This window comes from Ruegeria sp. D3 (assembly GCF_056534465.1).
Map to the genome: position 1 here is coordinate 437,393 of NZ_JBQFPK010000001.1, position 12,878 is coordinate 450,270.

At 58.2% G+C, this 12,878-nt stretch carries 14 protein-coding genes; 8 read left to right on the forward strand and 6 right to left on the reverse strand.

Translation table 11 applies throughout. The features are described 5' to 3' along the window. On the forward strand, positions 1-387 hold the full coding sequence (locus ACR0DX_RS02185; RefSeq protein ID WP_170354691.1) for a Na+/H+ antiporter subunit G: 387 nt from the start codon (positions 1-3) through the stop codon (positions 385-387). A 5-nt stretch (positions 388-392) separates the two neighbouring features. After that, positions 393-2,549 (forward strand): selenide, water dikinase SelD, encoded by a 2,157-nt coding sequence (gene selD / locus ACR0DX_RS02190; protein WP_170354692.1) that lies wholly within the window; start codon positions 393-395, stop codon positions 2,547-2,549. On the opposite strand, the gene mnmH is transcribed toward selD, so the two are convergent. Then, the gene (gene mnmH / locus ACR0DX_RS02195) at positions 2,544-3,596 is read right to left on the reverse strand and encodes a tRNA 2-selenouridine(34) synthase MnmH (RefSeq protein WP_480845024.1); all 1,053 of its coding nucleotides are present in this window, start codon (positions 3,594-3,596) and stop codon (positions 2,544-2,546) included. The two genes, selD and mnmH, sit on opposite strands and share 6 nt — an antisense overlap. A 44-nt stretch (positions 3,597-3,640) precedes the next feature. Further along, the gene (locus ACR0DX_RS02200; RefSeq protein WP_170354694.1) at positions 3,641-4,306 is read right to left on the reverse strand and encodes an SOS response-associated peptidase; all 666 of its coding nucleotides are present in this window, start codon (positions 4,304-4,306) and stop codon (positions 3,641-3,643) included. Between ACR0DX_RS02200 and ACR0DX_RS02205 the strand changes: the two genes are divergently transcribed. Next, positions 4,215-6,014: a tetratricopeptide repeat-containing sulfotransferase family protein gene (locus tag ACR0DX_RS02205; RefSeq protein ID WP_353390495.1), complete on the forward strand. Its 1,800-nt coding sequence runs from the start codon at positions 4,215-4,217 to the stop codon at positions 6,012-6,014. The genes ACR0DX_RS02200 and ACR0DX_RS02205 overlap by 92 nt on opposite strands. Before the next feature lie 50 nt (positions 6,015-6,064). Here ACR0DX_RS02205 and ACR0DX_RS02210 read toward each other — a convergent pair whose 3' ends face one another. Then, positions 6,065-7,648: a bifunctional metallophosphatase/5'-nucleotidase gene (locus ACR0DX_RS02210; RefSeq protein ID WP_170354695.1), complete on the reverse strand. Its 1,584-nt coding sequence runs from the start codon at positions 7,646-7,648 to the stop codon at positions 6,065-6,067. A 108-nt stretch (positions 7,649-7,756) separates the two neighbouring features. Here ACR0DX_RS02210 and ACR0DX_RS02215 point away from each other — a divergent pair, with 108 nt between their 5' ends. The 4 genes from ACR0DX_RS02215 to arsC are packed head-to-tail and all read left to right on the forward strand — an operon-like array spanning position 7,757 to position 9,916. Next, complete coding sequence (locus tag ACR0DX_RS02215; protein ID WP_170354696.1) at positions 7,757-8,095, forward strand: DUF952 domain-containing protein; 339 nt, start codon at positions 7,757-7,759, stop codon at positions 8,093-8,095. Then, positions 8,092-8,523 carry a DUF1330 domain-containing protein gene (locus ACR0DX_RS02220; RefSeq protein WP_170354697.1) on the forward strand — a complete coding sequence of 144 codons (432 nt, stop codon included), beginning with the start codon at positions 8,092-8,094 and terminating at the stop codon, positions 8,521-8,523. Before ACR0DX_RS02215 ends, ACR0DX_RS02220 begins: the two co-directional genes overlap by 4 nt. Then, on the forward strand, positions 8,520-9,578 hold the full coding sequence (locus ACR0DX_RS02225; protein ID WP_170354698.1) for a quinone-dependent dihydroorotate dehydrogenase: 1,059 nt from the start codon (positions 8,520-8,522) through the stop codon (positions 9,576-9,578). Before ACR0DX_RS02220 ends, ACR0DX_RS02225 begins: the two co-directional genes overlap by 4 nt. Beyond that, positions 9,575-9,916, forward strand: coding sequence for an arsenate reductase (glutaredoxin) (arsC, locus tag ACR0DX_RS02230; RefSeq protein WP_170354699.1), 342 nt, complete (start codon positions 9,575-9,577; stop codon positions 9,914-9,916). Before ACR0DX_RS02225 ends, arsC begins: the two co-directional genes overlap by 4 nt. Here arsC and ACR0DX_RS02235 read toward each other — a convergent pair. The 3 genes from ACR0DX_RS02235 to ACR0DX_RS02245 are packed head-to-tail and all read right to left on the reverse strand — an operon-like array spanning position 9,913 to position 12,173. Next, positions 9,913-11,229 carry an MATE family efflux transporter gene (locus ACR0DX_RS02235; RefSeq protein ID WP_170354700.1) on the reverse strand — a complete coding sequence of 439 codons (1,317 nt, stop codon included), beginning with the start codon at positions 11,227-11,229 and terminating at the stop codon, positions 9,913-9,915. The genes arsC and ACR0DX_RS02235 overlap by 4 nt on opposite strands. A 6-nt stretch (positions 11,230-11,235) precedes the next feature. Continuing rightward, a complete protein-coding gene (locus ACR0DX_RS02240; protein ID WP_170354701.1) occupies positions 11,236-11,754 on the reverse strand; it encodes a PaaI family thioesterase in 519 nt (172 codons plus the stop codon). Next, a complete protein-coding gene (locus ACR0DX_RS02245) occupies positions 11,754-12,173 on the reverse strand; it encodes a PaaI family thioesterase (RefSeq protein WP_170354702.1) in 420 nt (139 codons plus the stop codon). The genes ACR0DX_RS02240 and ACR0DX_RS02245 overlap by 1 nt, the downstream gene beginning before the upstream one ends. Before the next feature lie 113 nt (positions 12,174-12,286). On the opposite strand from ACR0DX_RS02245, the gene ACR0DX_RS02250 reads away from it, so the two are divergent. Beyond that, positions 12,287-12,655 carry a MerR family transcriptional regulator gene (locus tag ACR0DX_RS02250; protein WP_170354703.1) on the forward strand — a complete coding sequence of 123 codons (369 nt, stop codon included), beginning with the start codon at positions 12,287-12,289 and terminating at the stop codon, positions 12,653-12,655. Positions 12,656-12,878: the final 223 nt, after the last annotated feature.

A 12,878-nucleotide genomic window follows, 5' to 3' on the forward strand; every position in this document is an offset into this window, starting at 1 on the left:
ATGACATTCATTTTCGAACTGTTGATCGCCTTCTTTCTGGTTATCTCGGGCATCTTTGGATTTGTCGGCTCGTTTGGGATGATCAAGTTAAAAGACCCGATGTCGCGCCTGCACGCACCGACCAAGGCGACCACTTTGGGGGTGGGCGGCGTTTTGCTGGCCTCAATCTGCCACTCGGTACTTCTGGAAGGCAAGCTGTCCCTTCATGAACTGCTGATCACTCTGTTTTTGTTCCTGACTGCCCCGATCACGGCCCTGTTCATTGCCAAATGGCATATTCACCGCCATGAAAAGCCTGACGATCTGCCGGATGCTGGCGAGGATGAGCTTTGGGCCACCCACGCGGTCGAACAGGTCGAAGACGTCCCGGACCACAGCAAGACCTGATAACCATGCACATGCCTCCGCTGCCCCTGACCCGCGATCTGGTTCTCATTGGCGGAGGCCACACGCATGCGCTGCTGCTGCGCATGTGGGGGATGAACCCCCTGCCCGGCGCGCGCGTCACCGTGATCAACCCCGGCCCGACTGCGCCATATTCCGGCATGTTGCCGGGGTTTGTTGCCGGTCACTATGAGCGTTGGGAACTGGATATCGATCTTGTTAAACTGGCCCGTTTCGCAGGCGCGCGAGTTATATTGGGGGCCGTTCAGGGCATCGACAGCAAAAACCGTACCGTCCATGTCCCCGGACGTCCTCCGGTCGCGTTCGATGTGGCGTCGGTGAATGTGGGGATCACCTCTGACATGCCGACACTGCCCGGTTTTGCCGAACACGCCATCCCCGCGAAACCGCTTGGCCCCTTTGCTGCACAATGGGCGGCCTATCTGGACGGCACTGGCCCTGCCGCTGTTACCGTGATCGGAGGCGGCGTCGCAGGGGTAGAACTGGTCATGGCAATGGCCCACGCCCTAAAGGCCAAAAGCCGAGCGGCGCAGGTCACCCTGATCGACAATGCGAAAGCTCTGACCGCGACTGGGGAAAAGGCAGCCGCCACTATCCGCCGTACCATGGCTGAGCTTGGCGTCGACGTGATTGAAGGCGCCGAAATCGACAGGATCACAAACGAACATGTCGCACTGAAAGATGGGCGCATAGTTCCCGCAGGTTTCGTAACCGGCGCAGCAGGCGCACGCCCTTACAGCTGGGTCGCCGACACAGAGCTTGATCTGCAAGACGGATTTATTTCCGTAAACGGCCAGTTGCAATCCAGCGATCCGGCTATTTTTGCGGCCGGGGATTGCGCCCATCTGTCCGAAAACCCCCGTCCCAAGGCAGGTGTTTATGCAGTCCGCGAGGCGCCAATCCTGTTCAAGAACCTCCGAGCCGCGCTTGGGGCCGGAAAAATGCGCCGCTATGCACCCCAAAAAGACTATTTGAAACTAATCTCGTTGGGCGGAAAATCCGCACTGGGGGAGAGGTTGGGAACATCGTTCAGCGGCCCGTTGATGTGGCGTTGGAAAAACCACATCGACCAGTCTTTTATGAACAAATTCCGCAACCTGCCTGAAATGGCACAGACTGCTCTACCGGCACAGCACGCGGCTGGACTTGCCGAAACCGCTGGTAACAAACCCATGTGCGGTGGTTGTGGAGCCAAGGTTGGCCGTGGCGCATTGCGGTCTGCCCTGTCGGCGATGCCCCGATGGGAAAGGCCAGACGTCTTATCGCTGCCCGGCGACGACGCCGCAGTTCTGACAACCGGTGGCACGCGCCAGGTGATGACCTCGGATCACCTGCGGGCTGTGACCGATGATCCGGTAATGATGACCCGTATAGCTGCGGTTCACGCGTTGGGGGATATCTGGGCGATGGGGGCCGCGCCGCAGGCTGCGACGGCAACGCTTATTCTGCCTCGTATGTCTGCTGACCTGCAGCACCGCACGATGGCCGAGATCATGGCGACCGCCCATAAAGTGATGCGACAGGCCGGCGCCGAGATCGTTGGCGGACACAGCTCGATGGGGCATGAAATGACCATCGGCTTCACGTTGACAGGGCTGTGCGAGCGCGATCCGATCACTCTGTCCGGCGCCCGCACGCAAGACGCCTTGATCCTGACCAAGCCACTGGGCAGCGGTGTCATCATGGCCGCGGAAATGGCGGGGATGGCCAAAGGTGAATGGGTGGCGCAAGCCTTTGACCAAATGGTTCATCCGCAGGGTGAGGCCGCCCGGCTTCTGGCCGACGCCCATGCAATGACCGATGTGACGGGGTTTGGGCTGGCCGGGCATCTGCTGGGTATGTGCGAGGCCTCGGAGTGTGGCGCGACACTGGATTTGGACGCAATTCCCTTGATGAAAGGCGCGCTGGAACTGACCCGGACCGGCGTGCGCTCGACCCTGTTTGCAGATAATCGCGTCGCGACCCCTGATTTACCCGAAGGCGGCAAGGCCGACCTGCTTTTTGATCCACAAACCGCCGGAGGCTTATTGGCCGCCGTCCCCGCCGACCACGCCCATGGAATTTGCGAGCGCCTGCGCGCGGCAGGGTATCCAGCTGTGGTGATCGGTCAGATTACGGAAACGGCCGGCGTGCGGCTTTCATAGCTGGTCCAAAACCGCTTTGATCTGATCCGCTGCATGGCTCAGACCAACAGCGTCCAATGACGCAGCATCGATACTTGCGATCACATTCGACACCCGAGTACGGCTGGACTTGGTATAGGCCGGGTCATAGTGCTGCTGCATCAAAGCGCTGGTCAAAGCACGCTTGTCTCCGGCCTCGATCAGTTTGATCCAACCATCGACCACGTCATGGCCCCGGTGGAACCGCAATGGCGACAGGCGATCCTTGAGCCGTTCGGTATCTGCCAGGACATCCTCATAGGCGGACACAAGATAATCCGACCGGGCCGCGATCGTTGCCCGCACAAGTATGCGCGATGCGTTGCGCAATGCAGACCAGACCGAAGGCGGCAGGATCAGAGTTCCGATTTTAGACGATTCCGCCTCAACAACGACCGGGCGGCTTGGATCCAGATTGCACAAAGCACAGGCCAGCGCGGATTCGAAGGCCTTTTGACTGGGTTGTCCTCCGGGCATCTCGCCCAGCAAAGATCCACGATGATTGGCCACGCCTTCAAGGTCCAGCACTTGAACGCCCTGGGCCTTGAGAAGCGTAAGCAGCTCCGTCTTGGCGGTTCCGGTATAGCCATCCAGCGCATATAGGCGGTGGGGCAACGGTTCATCATAGAGGTACCGCTTCACCAGTCTGCGATATGTCCGATAGCCGCCCTCGACCACCTCAGCCCGCCAACCGATCTGTTGCAACATCCAAGTAAACGACCCGGATCGTTGACCGCCGCGCCAGCAATAGACCAGCGGCTTCCAACCGCCTGCGTGATGCGACAGGCTGTTTTCGATATGATTTGCGGCATTTCGGAAGACCAGCGCAGCCCCCAGTTTACGCGCCAGAAATGGGCTTTGCTGCACGTAAATTGTACCGACCCGAGCGCGCTCATCATTGTCCAGAACCGGAAGGCTTATGGCGCCCGGCAGGTGATCCTCGGCGAATTCAGCGGGGCTGCGCACGTCGATCACAGTGTCGAAGTCGTGCGCGTAGAGATCGGGCAAACTGTTAAATGTCAAAGCCATGCAAACGATCTATCTTGCGCAAGCGGGCTTGAAAAGGACAGCCGTCATTCGACCAGAGGCTCGATCAGTGACGACCCGCTGGCCCGGTTCGAATTCACGACCGGGTCAACGCGGTGGTATGTCAGGACATCTTCGGCACCCGGCGTCATAAGTCGCGCGGCCCCTTTCCCGGTCTCACCCAGCCACAGTGGCCAGTCCTGTTGTTCAAGGATCAATGGCATACGGTGATGAATGGCCCCAAGACGCGTGTTAGCGGGCGTGGTCACGATGGCGCATGTCCCTTGTCGGTTCTCGTCAGGGCCCCAATTCTGCCAGACCCCCGCAAAAGCAATCGGCGCGTGATCCTGACGATGAATATACCATGGCAGGCGGTCACCGTTTGGAGTTTTCGTCCATTCGTAAAACCCTGTCGCCACAATCAGACACCGCCTCTCGCGACAGGCTGCGCGAAAGGCAGGTTTTTCAGCCAGGGTTTCTGACCGGGCATTGATTAGCAACGGCCCGGCCGTTTCAGATTTGTACCAGTGCGGGATAAAACCCCAGCGCAAGGGATCAAGGGTGCGCCCGGCCTGATCAGAGCGGACCACATGCACTTGATTTGTCGGGCAAACGTTAAAGTTGGGCACTGCGGGCAACGTATTCGCGGGCCGCGCTGAAAACAGCTGCGCCATAGCGTCGTTTGGAAGAGTTATTGCAAACCGTCCGCACATAGGAGATGAACCATCAATATTCGTTTCGTTCGGGCAAAGGTTCTCACGGGGTCTCATGCAAAATCAAACAGCGAAAACCATAAAAGGCAAGGCTGTGGCCGCTTTAGAGGCTGGCAAGCTTCAACAGGCACTGAAAAAGGCGCAGTTGGGTCTGAAGAAATTTCCAGCTGACACGGATTTTCACGCCATTTCCGGGTTTGTCCTGACCGAGCTGAAACAGTATCGAAAATCCATTCCGCATTTCGTTGAGGCATCCAAACGAAAGCCAAACGATCCCCAGTTTGCGGAAAACCTTGCGAACGCTTTGATGCAGACCGGGCAAATTCCAAAAGCATTGGAGTATGCCGAGCAAAAACTGCAGAAATTTCCCAATAACAAAGAGTTGAGCCGGGTTATTGACGAAATTGAGCTTAAAGGCAGCAACTGGCGTGCCATCATCGACAACGCAACCAAGAAGTTAGAGAGCGACCCGGACAATGCCAGCCTGTTGTCGTCTCGCGCCAGAGCTTATGGGCGCATTGGCTTTGTTGAAGAAAATACGCGCGACATTGCCCGAGCTTTCGAGCTTGCTCCGGACAACGAGAGCATCGCGTTCCAAAAGGCAATCAATTTGCACCAGAGCGGCGACAAGGAAACCGCCGGTGAAATCCTGCGTAAGATTACAGCACAAAACCCCGAGCACGTTTTTTCACTTCTTCAGTTGTCGACAATGGCTAACAAGGACAGTGCGCCCGACTTAATCGAGAAGGTTGAGACAGCCATTGCAAATAGCGAGCACAAGCTGTCCGAGCTTGAATTTGCGAAGGCACATTTGCTGTCCAAAACTCAGGGACTTAACGCTGCGCTGCCTCAATTCGAGCGCGCGAACGCAATTCAACACGAAACAATCCCGTACGATTTCGCGGCAGAAGAGCAAAAGTTCGAAGTGATCACCGGGCAGTTCCGTGAAAATACCGATCTTCCGTTCTCTGATATAAGCGAAAGCCCTGTACCAATCTTCGTTCTGGGACAGCCCCGTTCGGGTACGACCTTGATGGAGATGATGCTCAGTTCTGCCCCCGGGGTTGCAGGATGTGGCGAGCTGACGGTGGCCGCCGATCTTTCGCGTGATTTTGAGCAGGCGTCTCATGCTTTCAGCTCGCAGAATGCAAGCGAGTTCGCACAGGACTTTCGCGCCCTGATGCCCCCAATCCCAGAAGGATCGGTCGCGTTTGTCGACAAGATGCCACACAATTTCCAGCGAATTGGATTCTTGCTGGCAGCTTTTCCGAACGCAAAGATCATTAACATGCTTCGGGATCCGCGGGACGTCGGTTTGTCAAAATGGATCAGGCGCTTTCCAGCGGGTGGAATGCGGTATGCCTCGAACCAAAAGGCGATCGCGCATACCGCGAATATGTATCGACGCTACATGACGCATTGGAACGCGGTGTTTGGCGACCGAATACTGACAGTCCAATACGAAAAACTGGTTGAAGACCCAAAGACTTACAGCCAACAGGTTGCTGCGTTCTGTGACCTCGAGTGGACCGAGACGATGATGCATCCGGAGGAAAACACCAAGCAGGTCAGGACGGCTAGCATCGATCAGGTGCGTAAGAAGATTTCAACTAAGTCGATCGGCGGCTGGCGCAGTGTATCCGACCACCTTCAGCCGATGTTGCAAGGCCTCGATCCCGAGCTTTGGCCAGAATACGATTTTGACTGACCAAAAAAGGCCGCGCAGCATGGCGCGGCCTTTTCCAATAGTATAACGGGTTACTTCTGCTTGATGCGCCCGTCCACGTACGGCGTGTAAGGCGCGTTTTCCGCAAGATATTCAGCAGTTACATCCGCCAGATCCGGGCCAAAATCATAGGCGTTCTTGTCGTCACCCTCGAACATTTTGTATCCGTCGCCGCCGTTGCGAACATAGTTGTTGGTCACCACAAGGTAAGTCGCTTCCGGATCAATCGGCACATAGCCGCCATCCTTGGCCACCATAACTTCGGTGATACGTCCCTCGTTAGGCGCAACCGATGGGTCCCACGTAAAGGTCATACCGGCCACCTGAGGGAAACGACCTTTGACCTCTTCGACCTGGCTCACACCGTTTTCCAGCGCATCGATGACACCCTGACCACTGATCTCGAAAGTCGAAAGAGTGTTCTGGAATGGAAGAACAGTCAGGACTTCGCCCATGGTCACTTCACCCTCGTCGATTGACGCGCGCAGGCCACCGGAGTTTGCAATCGCAATCTGGGCACCCTGATCCGCGACGCGCGCCAGCATTGCATCTGCAACGAGGTTGCCCATTTCACATTCCTGAACCCGGCATACATCGCGATTGCCTTCGATCGACGCAGCCGAGCTGGCGACGACTCGTTTCTTCATCTCTTCAATCGGTGCGCCCATCTCGGCGACTCGTGCAGCGATGTCCGGATCCGGCGTCACAGACGCATCCAACAGGATCGGTTCGCCTTCTGCCGAAACCAGGTTTCCATCATCGTCAAAAGTCAGAGTGACCTCACCCAGATACTTGGAATAAGCGTAAGCCTGAACCACGGGCACATCACCTACCATCAGAGGATAAGATCCGGCGGCCCCTTCCTGCGTATTCGACAGCAACGTATGCGAGTGCCCGCCGACGACCAAATCAAGCCCCGGGACCTTCTCGGCAATTTCGATGTCCTTGGCCAGACCGACGTGGTTCAGCGCAATGATAATGTCGACACCTTCGGCCTGCAACGCCTCTACATCTGCTGTCAGGCTGTCGATTTCATCTTGGAACAGAACGTCCTTGCCGGGGCTGGATGTATCTACGGTATCGGTTGCCAAAGCGGATACGATACCAACCTTTTGCCCGCCGACATCCAGAACCAGATGCCCTTGTACGCGATCTTTCAACTCTGCCGAAGATGACAGATCAAGGTTGCCGGAAATTACTGGAAAACTCACCGCGTCAATGAAAGCCGCCAGACCTTCGGGGCCATCGTCGAATTCGTGGTTGCCGACCGCCATCGCGTCGTAACCGATGGCCTCCATGAACTCTGCCTCGGCCGCACCTTTATAGGTGGTATAGAAAAGCGAGCCTTGAAACGGATCGCCTGCATCCAGCACCAGAACGTTTTGTCCGTTCAACGCATCGCGGCGCCCGTCAATTGCCGTCTTCAACCGCGCCATACCGCCAAAGCACTTACCCTCGGCTTCGTCCTCGGCGTCACAGGTTGAATCGTATTTGTTGATCGATTCGATACGACTGTGGATATCGTTGGTGTGAAGAATGGTCAGCTTGTACTCGGCCGCGGCCATGCCTGCGGTCAGGCCCAGAACGGCGGCCGATGTCAGCAAACGGGTGAACATATTCAAACTCCCTATTGTTATTTGCCGTGATGGTGCGCCGTGTTGCGGGAAGAGTCAAAGGGGGAAATCCGGCTTGATTCTACCTGCCGCGCGGGGCATCACGGCCCTATGCTGATTTACAAGATTTTCCGGTCCGACGAATGGGCCGCGTTGCAATCCAACGGGGCGACAGATGGCGCTCCGATTGATGTTTCCGACGGATATGTCCATTTCTCGACAGCGGAACAGGCGGCCGAGACAGCCGCCAAGCACTTCGCCGGGGTCGGCGGTTTGACATTGCTGGCTTGTGACGCCGATGCGATGGGCGACGACTTGAAGTGGGAGGTCTCGCGCGGTGGCGCGCTGTTCCCGCATCTCTACCGACAGATCAGGATGACAGATGTGCTTTGGGCTAAACCTTTGCCCTATGACGGGCAGGCCCACCAGTTCCCCGAGGAGATGGAATGACCCGCTACATCGACCCCGAGCGCGCTCAGTTCGAGGCGTTCAAGAATCTGGACCGTGATCATCCGATCGAAATGCTCAATCTGGTGAAATTCCGCGCCAACGCCTCGTACCCGGATGACCATGATCTGGCCGATGCCGGTCTGACCGGCGCGCAGGCCTATCGCAACTACGGGGTCGAGACGGCCCCGATCATCGCTCGTATCGGCGCGCATATTCTCTGGAGCGGCGCGTTTCAAACAACCCTGATCGGCCCGCAGGACGAGGTTTGGAACGCAGTCTTTATCGCCCGCTATCCCACCGCCCATGCGTTCATGGAAATGGTCACAGACCCGGATTACCAAAAAGCGGTCGTGCATCGTCAGGCGGCGGTGGACACGTCGCGCCTGATCCGTTGCGCTCCGACCCAGGGCAGAGAGAGCTTCGGATGAAACTAACCGAGAAACTGGGCCTTGCCGCCCTGCACCGGATGGATCCGGAAGCCGCGCATGGGATGTCGATAAAGGCGTTGAAAGCGGGCCTTGCCCCTGCGCCCGGCCCTGTGACCTCGTCCCGATTGCGCACGCAGGTGGCTGGGCTTGACCTGCCCAACCCGGTCGGGCTGGCCGCTGGGTTCGACAAGAACGGCGAGGTTCTGACACCCCTGTCTCGCGTGGGCTTCGGGTTTATCGAGGTCGGCGCCGTGACCCCGCGCCCGCAGCCCGGCAACCCCAAACCCCGCCTGTTTCGCCTGAGCGAAGACAAGGCCGCCATCAACCGCTTTGGCTTCAACAACGAAGGCATGGAGGTCATGGCCCAACGTCTGGCGGATCGTCCCAAAGACGCGGTGATCGGCCTGAACCTGGGTGCGAACAAGGACAGCGACGACCGCCCCGGCGATTTTGCCAAGGTGCTGGCCCATTGCGCAGCGCATCTGGATTTTGCGACGGTCAATGTTTCGTCCCCCAATACCGAGAAACTGCGCGACCTGCAGGGCAAGGCCGCGCTAAGCGCGTTGCTGGCGGGGGTGATCGAAACCCGCGATGCTCTACTGCGCCCCCTGCCCGTGTTCCTGAAGATCGCCCCCGATCTGACCGAAGACGAGCTGCAGGATATCGCCGAGGTCGCTCGCGAAACCGGCGTGGATGCGGTGATCGCCACCAATACCACCCTGTCCCGTGACGGTCTGCGCAGTGTTCACAAGGATCAAGCCGGAGGTCTGTCCGGAGCACCTCTGTTCGAGAAATCCACCCGCGTATTGGCGAGATTGAGCCAGTTGACCGACGGCCAGATCCCCCTGATCGGTGTTGGTGGGATCAGTACGGCGGAACAGGCCTATGCCAAGATTTGCGCCGGAGCCTCTGCCGTGCAGTTCTACACGGTGATGGTTTATGGCGGCATTTCACTGGCCGCGGAGATCGCGCAAGGGTTGGACAAACTTCTGGCGCGTGACGGGCTCGACACGGTCGCGCAAGCCGTGGGCAGCAAACGTGAGAACTGGTTATGATCGAATATTGGCACAACCCCCGCTGTTCGAAATCCCGCGCAGGGCTGGCGTTGCTTGAGGAAAAAGGCGCGCAGGTCGAGGTGCGGAAATACCTTGAAAACGCGCCCTCGGCGGATGAGTTGCGCGCAACACTGGCCCTTTTGAACGTACCCGCCATCGACATGATGCGGACGGGCGAGAAACAGTTCAAGGAACTCGGGCTGACCAAAACCACGTCCGAGGACGCATTGATCGGGGCCATGGCGAAACACCCGATCCTGATCGAGCGCCCTCTGGCGATCAATGGCGACAAGGCCGCTATCGGACGCCCGCCCGAGAACCTACTGGACCTGCTTTAAGCGATCTGCGCCTCAAGCCGGGGATAGCGCCATCCCAAGGTCAATCCCCGCGCAATGTTCAGAACCATCAACGCGGCCCAAAGGCCGTGGTTGCCCAGAGACGGCACCAGTAAGAACAGGGCGACCACGTAGATCGCAACCGACTGGATCATCGCGTTGCGCATATCCCGCGTCCAGGTTGCCCCTATATAGATGCCGTCGAACATCCAACTTGCCACTCCGATCACCGGGGCCAGCGCCGCCCAGATCAGGTATTCTCGCGCGGCAAGACGGACCTCGGGCGAGGTAGACATCAGGTCGATCAGCGCAGGTCCGGCAAGGTAGAATACCGCGCCCAGCGCGAAAGCACCCCCTACCCCCCACTGCGACGCCATGACCGAAGCCCGCCGCACCTGATACCGGTCCCGCGCACCCACTGCGCCACCCACCAGCGCCTCGGCTGAAAAGGCGAATCCGTCCAGCGCAAAGGCGGTAATCTCAAGAAACTGCAGAAGGACCTGATTGGCTGCCAGATTGACATCGCCCAGATCGGAGCCCACGAACAGAAAGGTGGTGAAAGAGCCCGTCAACAGGACCGACCGGATCATGATATCTGTATTCACCTGAACCATCCGACGCAGGCGTGCCGAATCGAAAATCCGGGGCCAATCGCGCCATTGGCGACCCGAAAACGCGCTGCGGCACAGCCATAGACCCAACGCCAGACCGGTCCACTCGGCGATGAGGGTCGCAACAGCGACACCTTCGACACCCCAGCCTAGCCCAAGAACGAACCATAGGTCCAACAGGATGTTCAGCCCGTTCATCCAGATCTGAAGAAGGAACACGCCGCGGGTGCGCTCGATAGCAATCAACCAGCCGGTCACGGCATAAAGCGCAATCGTCGCGGGCGCACCCCAGATACGAATTTCAAGGTATGCGCGGGTCAGGGACTCGACCTCGGGACTGGCCGGGGACAGCGCGAAGGCCCCCCAGAACACCCAGACTTGCGTAACGATAAAGACAAGACCCGCCGCACCGCCCAGAAGCAGGCCGCGCATCAACAGCGCTCCGGTCTCGGCCGTGTCGCCCGCCCCGCGCGCCTGCGCTGCAAGACCGGTGGTGCCCATGCGCAAAAAACCGAAGATCCAATAGATCGCAGACAGGATGACAGCACCCATACCGACCGCTCCGATGGGGGCCGCCTGGCCCAACTGACCCACAACGCCGGTATCGACCGCGCCCAAAATGGGAACAGTTGCGTTTGACAACACGATGGGAAGGGCAATCTTCAGCACCCGTCCATGCGTTATAGGTGCCGAAGCGTCCTGCATGGTGTTCTAGCTATCCTTGGCCTTAGGTTGCGGCATCAGGAAATGCCCCGATGCCTGCGCATAGGGACGCGCGTGGTTGTCCTGCCACGCTTCGACCCGAACCGATGCATAACGCCGCCCCGATCGGCTGACAAAAGCGCGGGCATAGGCGTCGCGCGGCAAACCCGATCGCAGGTAGTCGACCGTGAAGTCGACCGTTTTTGGAAACCGGATCGACTCGTCCTTGACGATTGCATCGGCGTCCAATTCACCGCTTTCGATACTGGGCAGGAAGTACTCCCAACTCAGCGTGATGACGGCCGTCACTTCGAGAAAAGCGGCAGTGACCCCGCCGTGCAGGGCTGGCAGCAGGGGATTTCCGATCAACTTTTCGTCAAAATTCAGCACACCGGTCAGCTCGTCCCCGCGCCGGTCGAAGGCAATATTGAGGAACCGGATGTAGGGGACACCATCGACAATAGCGTTCAGCGCCGCATCGCGCCTCTGCTTGACCACCTGCATGGGTTCGGGACGTTGCCGCGCCATCACAAACCCTCCACCGTGAAAGACCCCGAGGCTGTGGCAACAGGCAACTCCTGATCCTCGTCCATCGCGGTCGCGCGCACAAAGGCGACATTGCGGGTCAAGTGGTAGCATGTGGCGTGGGTCGTGATGCTCTGACCCGGCGTCGCAGCCCTCATATAGTCTATTCTCAGGTCAATCGTAGCCGTACCGCCGGGGGCGGCAGGATGGCTCATGACGGCGGCTCCGCAGCACGTGTCTAGTACCGCAAAAACCGCACCTCCGTGAATGACGCCAGTGCGCGGATCGCCGACCAGTTCGGCATTGTACGGCATCGTAATTTCAGCCTCGCCATTCCCGATTTTGTTCAGCTTCATACCCAACGCGCGAGCATGCGGAATCGCTTCGATGAACTGGCGCGCGATAGCGGCTTTGTCGACCATCTGCTTGTGTCCTCTTGATTTATCCCTTTATGAGCGTGTGACCCGCAAAAGAGCAAGCCCGCCTGTTGCGCTTGAAGCCGACAGGTCATAGGCTGCCGCAGAGGAGATCAGGAATGTCCGACGATCGTTTGTCATTCAAAGAGATGTGTGCCGAGTTCGATGTGACCCCGCGCACCCTGCGTTACTATGAATATATCGAGCTTTTGCAGCCCGATCGTGAAGGCCGCTCGCGGTTTTACGGTCCGCGCGAATGTGCGCGTATGACGTTGATCATGCGGGGGCGCAAATACGGGTTCCCTCTGGAAGACATCCGGCAGTGGTTGCTGATCTATGAAGATCAGGGGAATCAGGCGCAGATGAAGACGTTTGTCGAGATGGCTGACCTTCAACTGATCGAGCTGAATTCACAGAAACAACAGCTTGACGATGCGATCGACGCCCTGAAACAGATGCGCGATCAGACCGCGAAATCCCTGAACTGATCGCGGCCACCCAGCCCTTCGATATAGTGCTATTCCTTTCGACCCTGCTGTCGCGCTGTTGACTGGCAGGGTTATTTTGTTGCGCCTCCACGCCCCAATCTGGTTGTTTCCGACACTATTCGTGACGTGACGTTACGGCCGCCCACCCTCAAATCCACTTGACGCAAACGGAAGTTACGTCAACTTATTTGTGACGTAGCGTTTGGATTACGCGAACGCCATC

Coding starts and splice junctions, on each gene's coding strand:
- ACR0DX_RS02185 (WP_170354691.1), top strand. CDS start 1: ATGACATTCATTTTCGAACTGTTGATCGCCTTCTTTCTGGTTATCTCG.
- selD (WP_170354692.1), top strand. CDS start 393: ATGCACATGCCTCCGCTGCCCCTGACCCGCGATCTGGTTCTCATTGGC.
- mnmH (WP_480845024.1), bottom strand. CDS start 3,596: ATGGCTTTGACATTTAACAGTTTGCCCGATCTCTACGCGCACGACTTC.
- ACR0DX_RS02200 (WP_170354694.1), bottom strand. CDS start 4,306: ATGTGCGGACGGTTTGCAATAACTCTTCCAAACGACGCTATGGCGCAG.
- ACR0DX_RS02210 (WP_170354695.1), bottom strand. CDS start 7,648: ATGTTCACCCGTTTGCTGACATCGGCCGCCGTTCTGGGCCTGACCGCA.
- ACR0DX_RS02215 (WP_170354696.1), top strand. CDS start 7,757: ATGCTGATTTACAAGATTTTCCGGTCCGACGAATGGGCCGCGTTGCAA.
- ACR0DX_RS02220 (WP_170354697.1), top strand. CDS start 8,092: ATGACCCGCTACATCGACCCCGAGCGCGCTCAGTTCGAGGCGTTCAAG.
- ACR0DX_RS02225 (WP_170354698.1), top strand. CDS start 8,520: ATGAAACTAACCGAGAAACTGGGCCTTGCCGCCCTGCACCGGATGGAT.
- arsC (WP_170354699.1), top strand. CDS start 9,575: ATGATCGAATATTGGCACAACCCCCGCTGTTCGAAATCCCGCGCAGGG.
- ACR0DX_RS02235 (WP_170354700.1), bottom strand. CDS start 11,229: ATGCAGGACGCTTCGGCACCTATAACGCATGGACGGGTGCTGAAGATT.
- ACR0DX_RS02240 (WP_170354701.1), bottom strand. CDS start 11,754: ATGGCGCGGCAACGTCCCGAACCCATGCAGGTGGTCAAGCAGAGGCGC.
- ACR0DX_RS02245 (WP_170354702.1), bottom strand. CDS start 12,173: ATGGTCGACAAAGCCGCTATCGCGCGCCAGTTCATCGAAGCGATTCCG.
- ACR0DX_RS02250 (WP_170354703.1), top strand. CDS start 12,287: ATGTCCGACGATCGTTTGTCATTCAAAGAGATGTGTGCCGAGTTCGAT.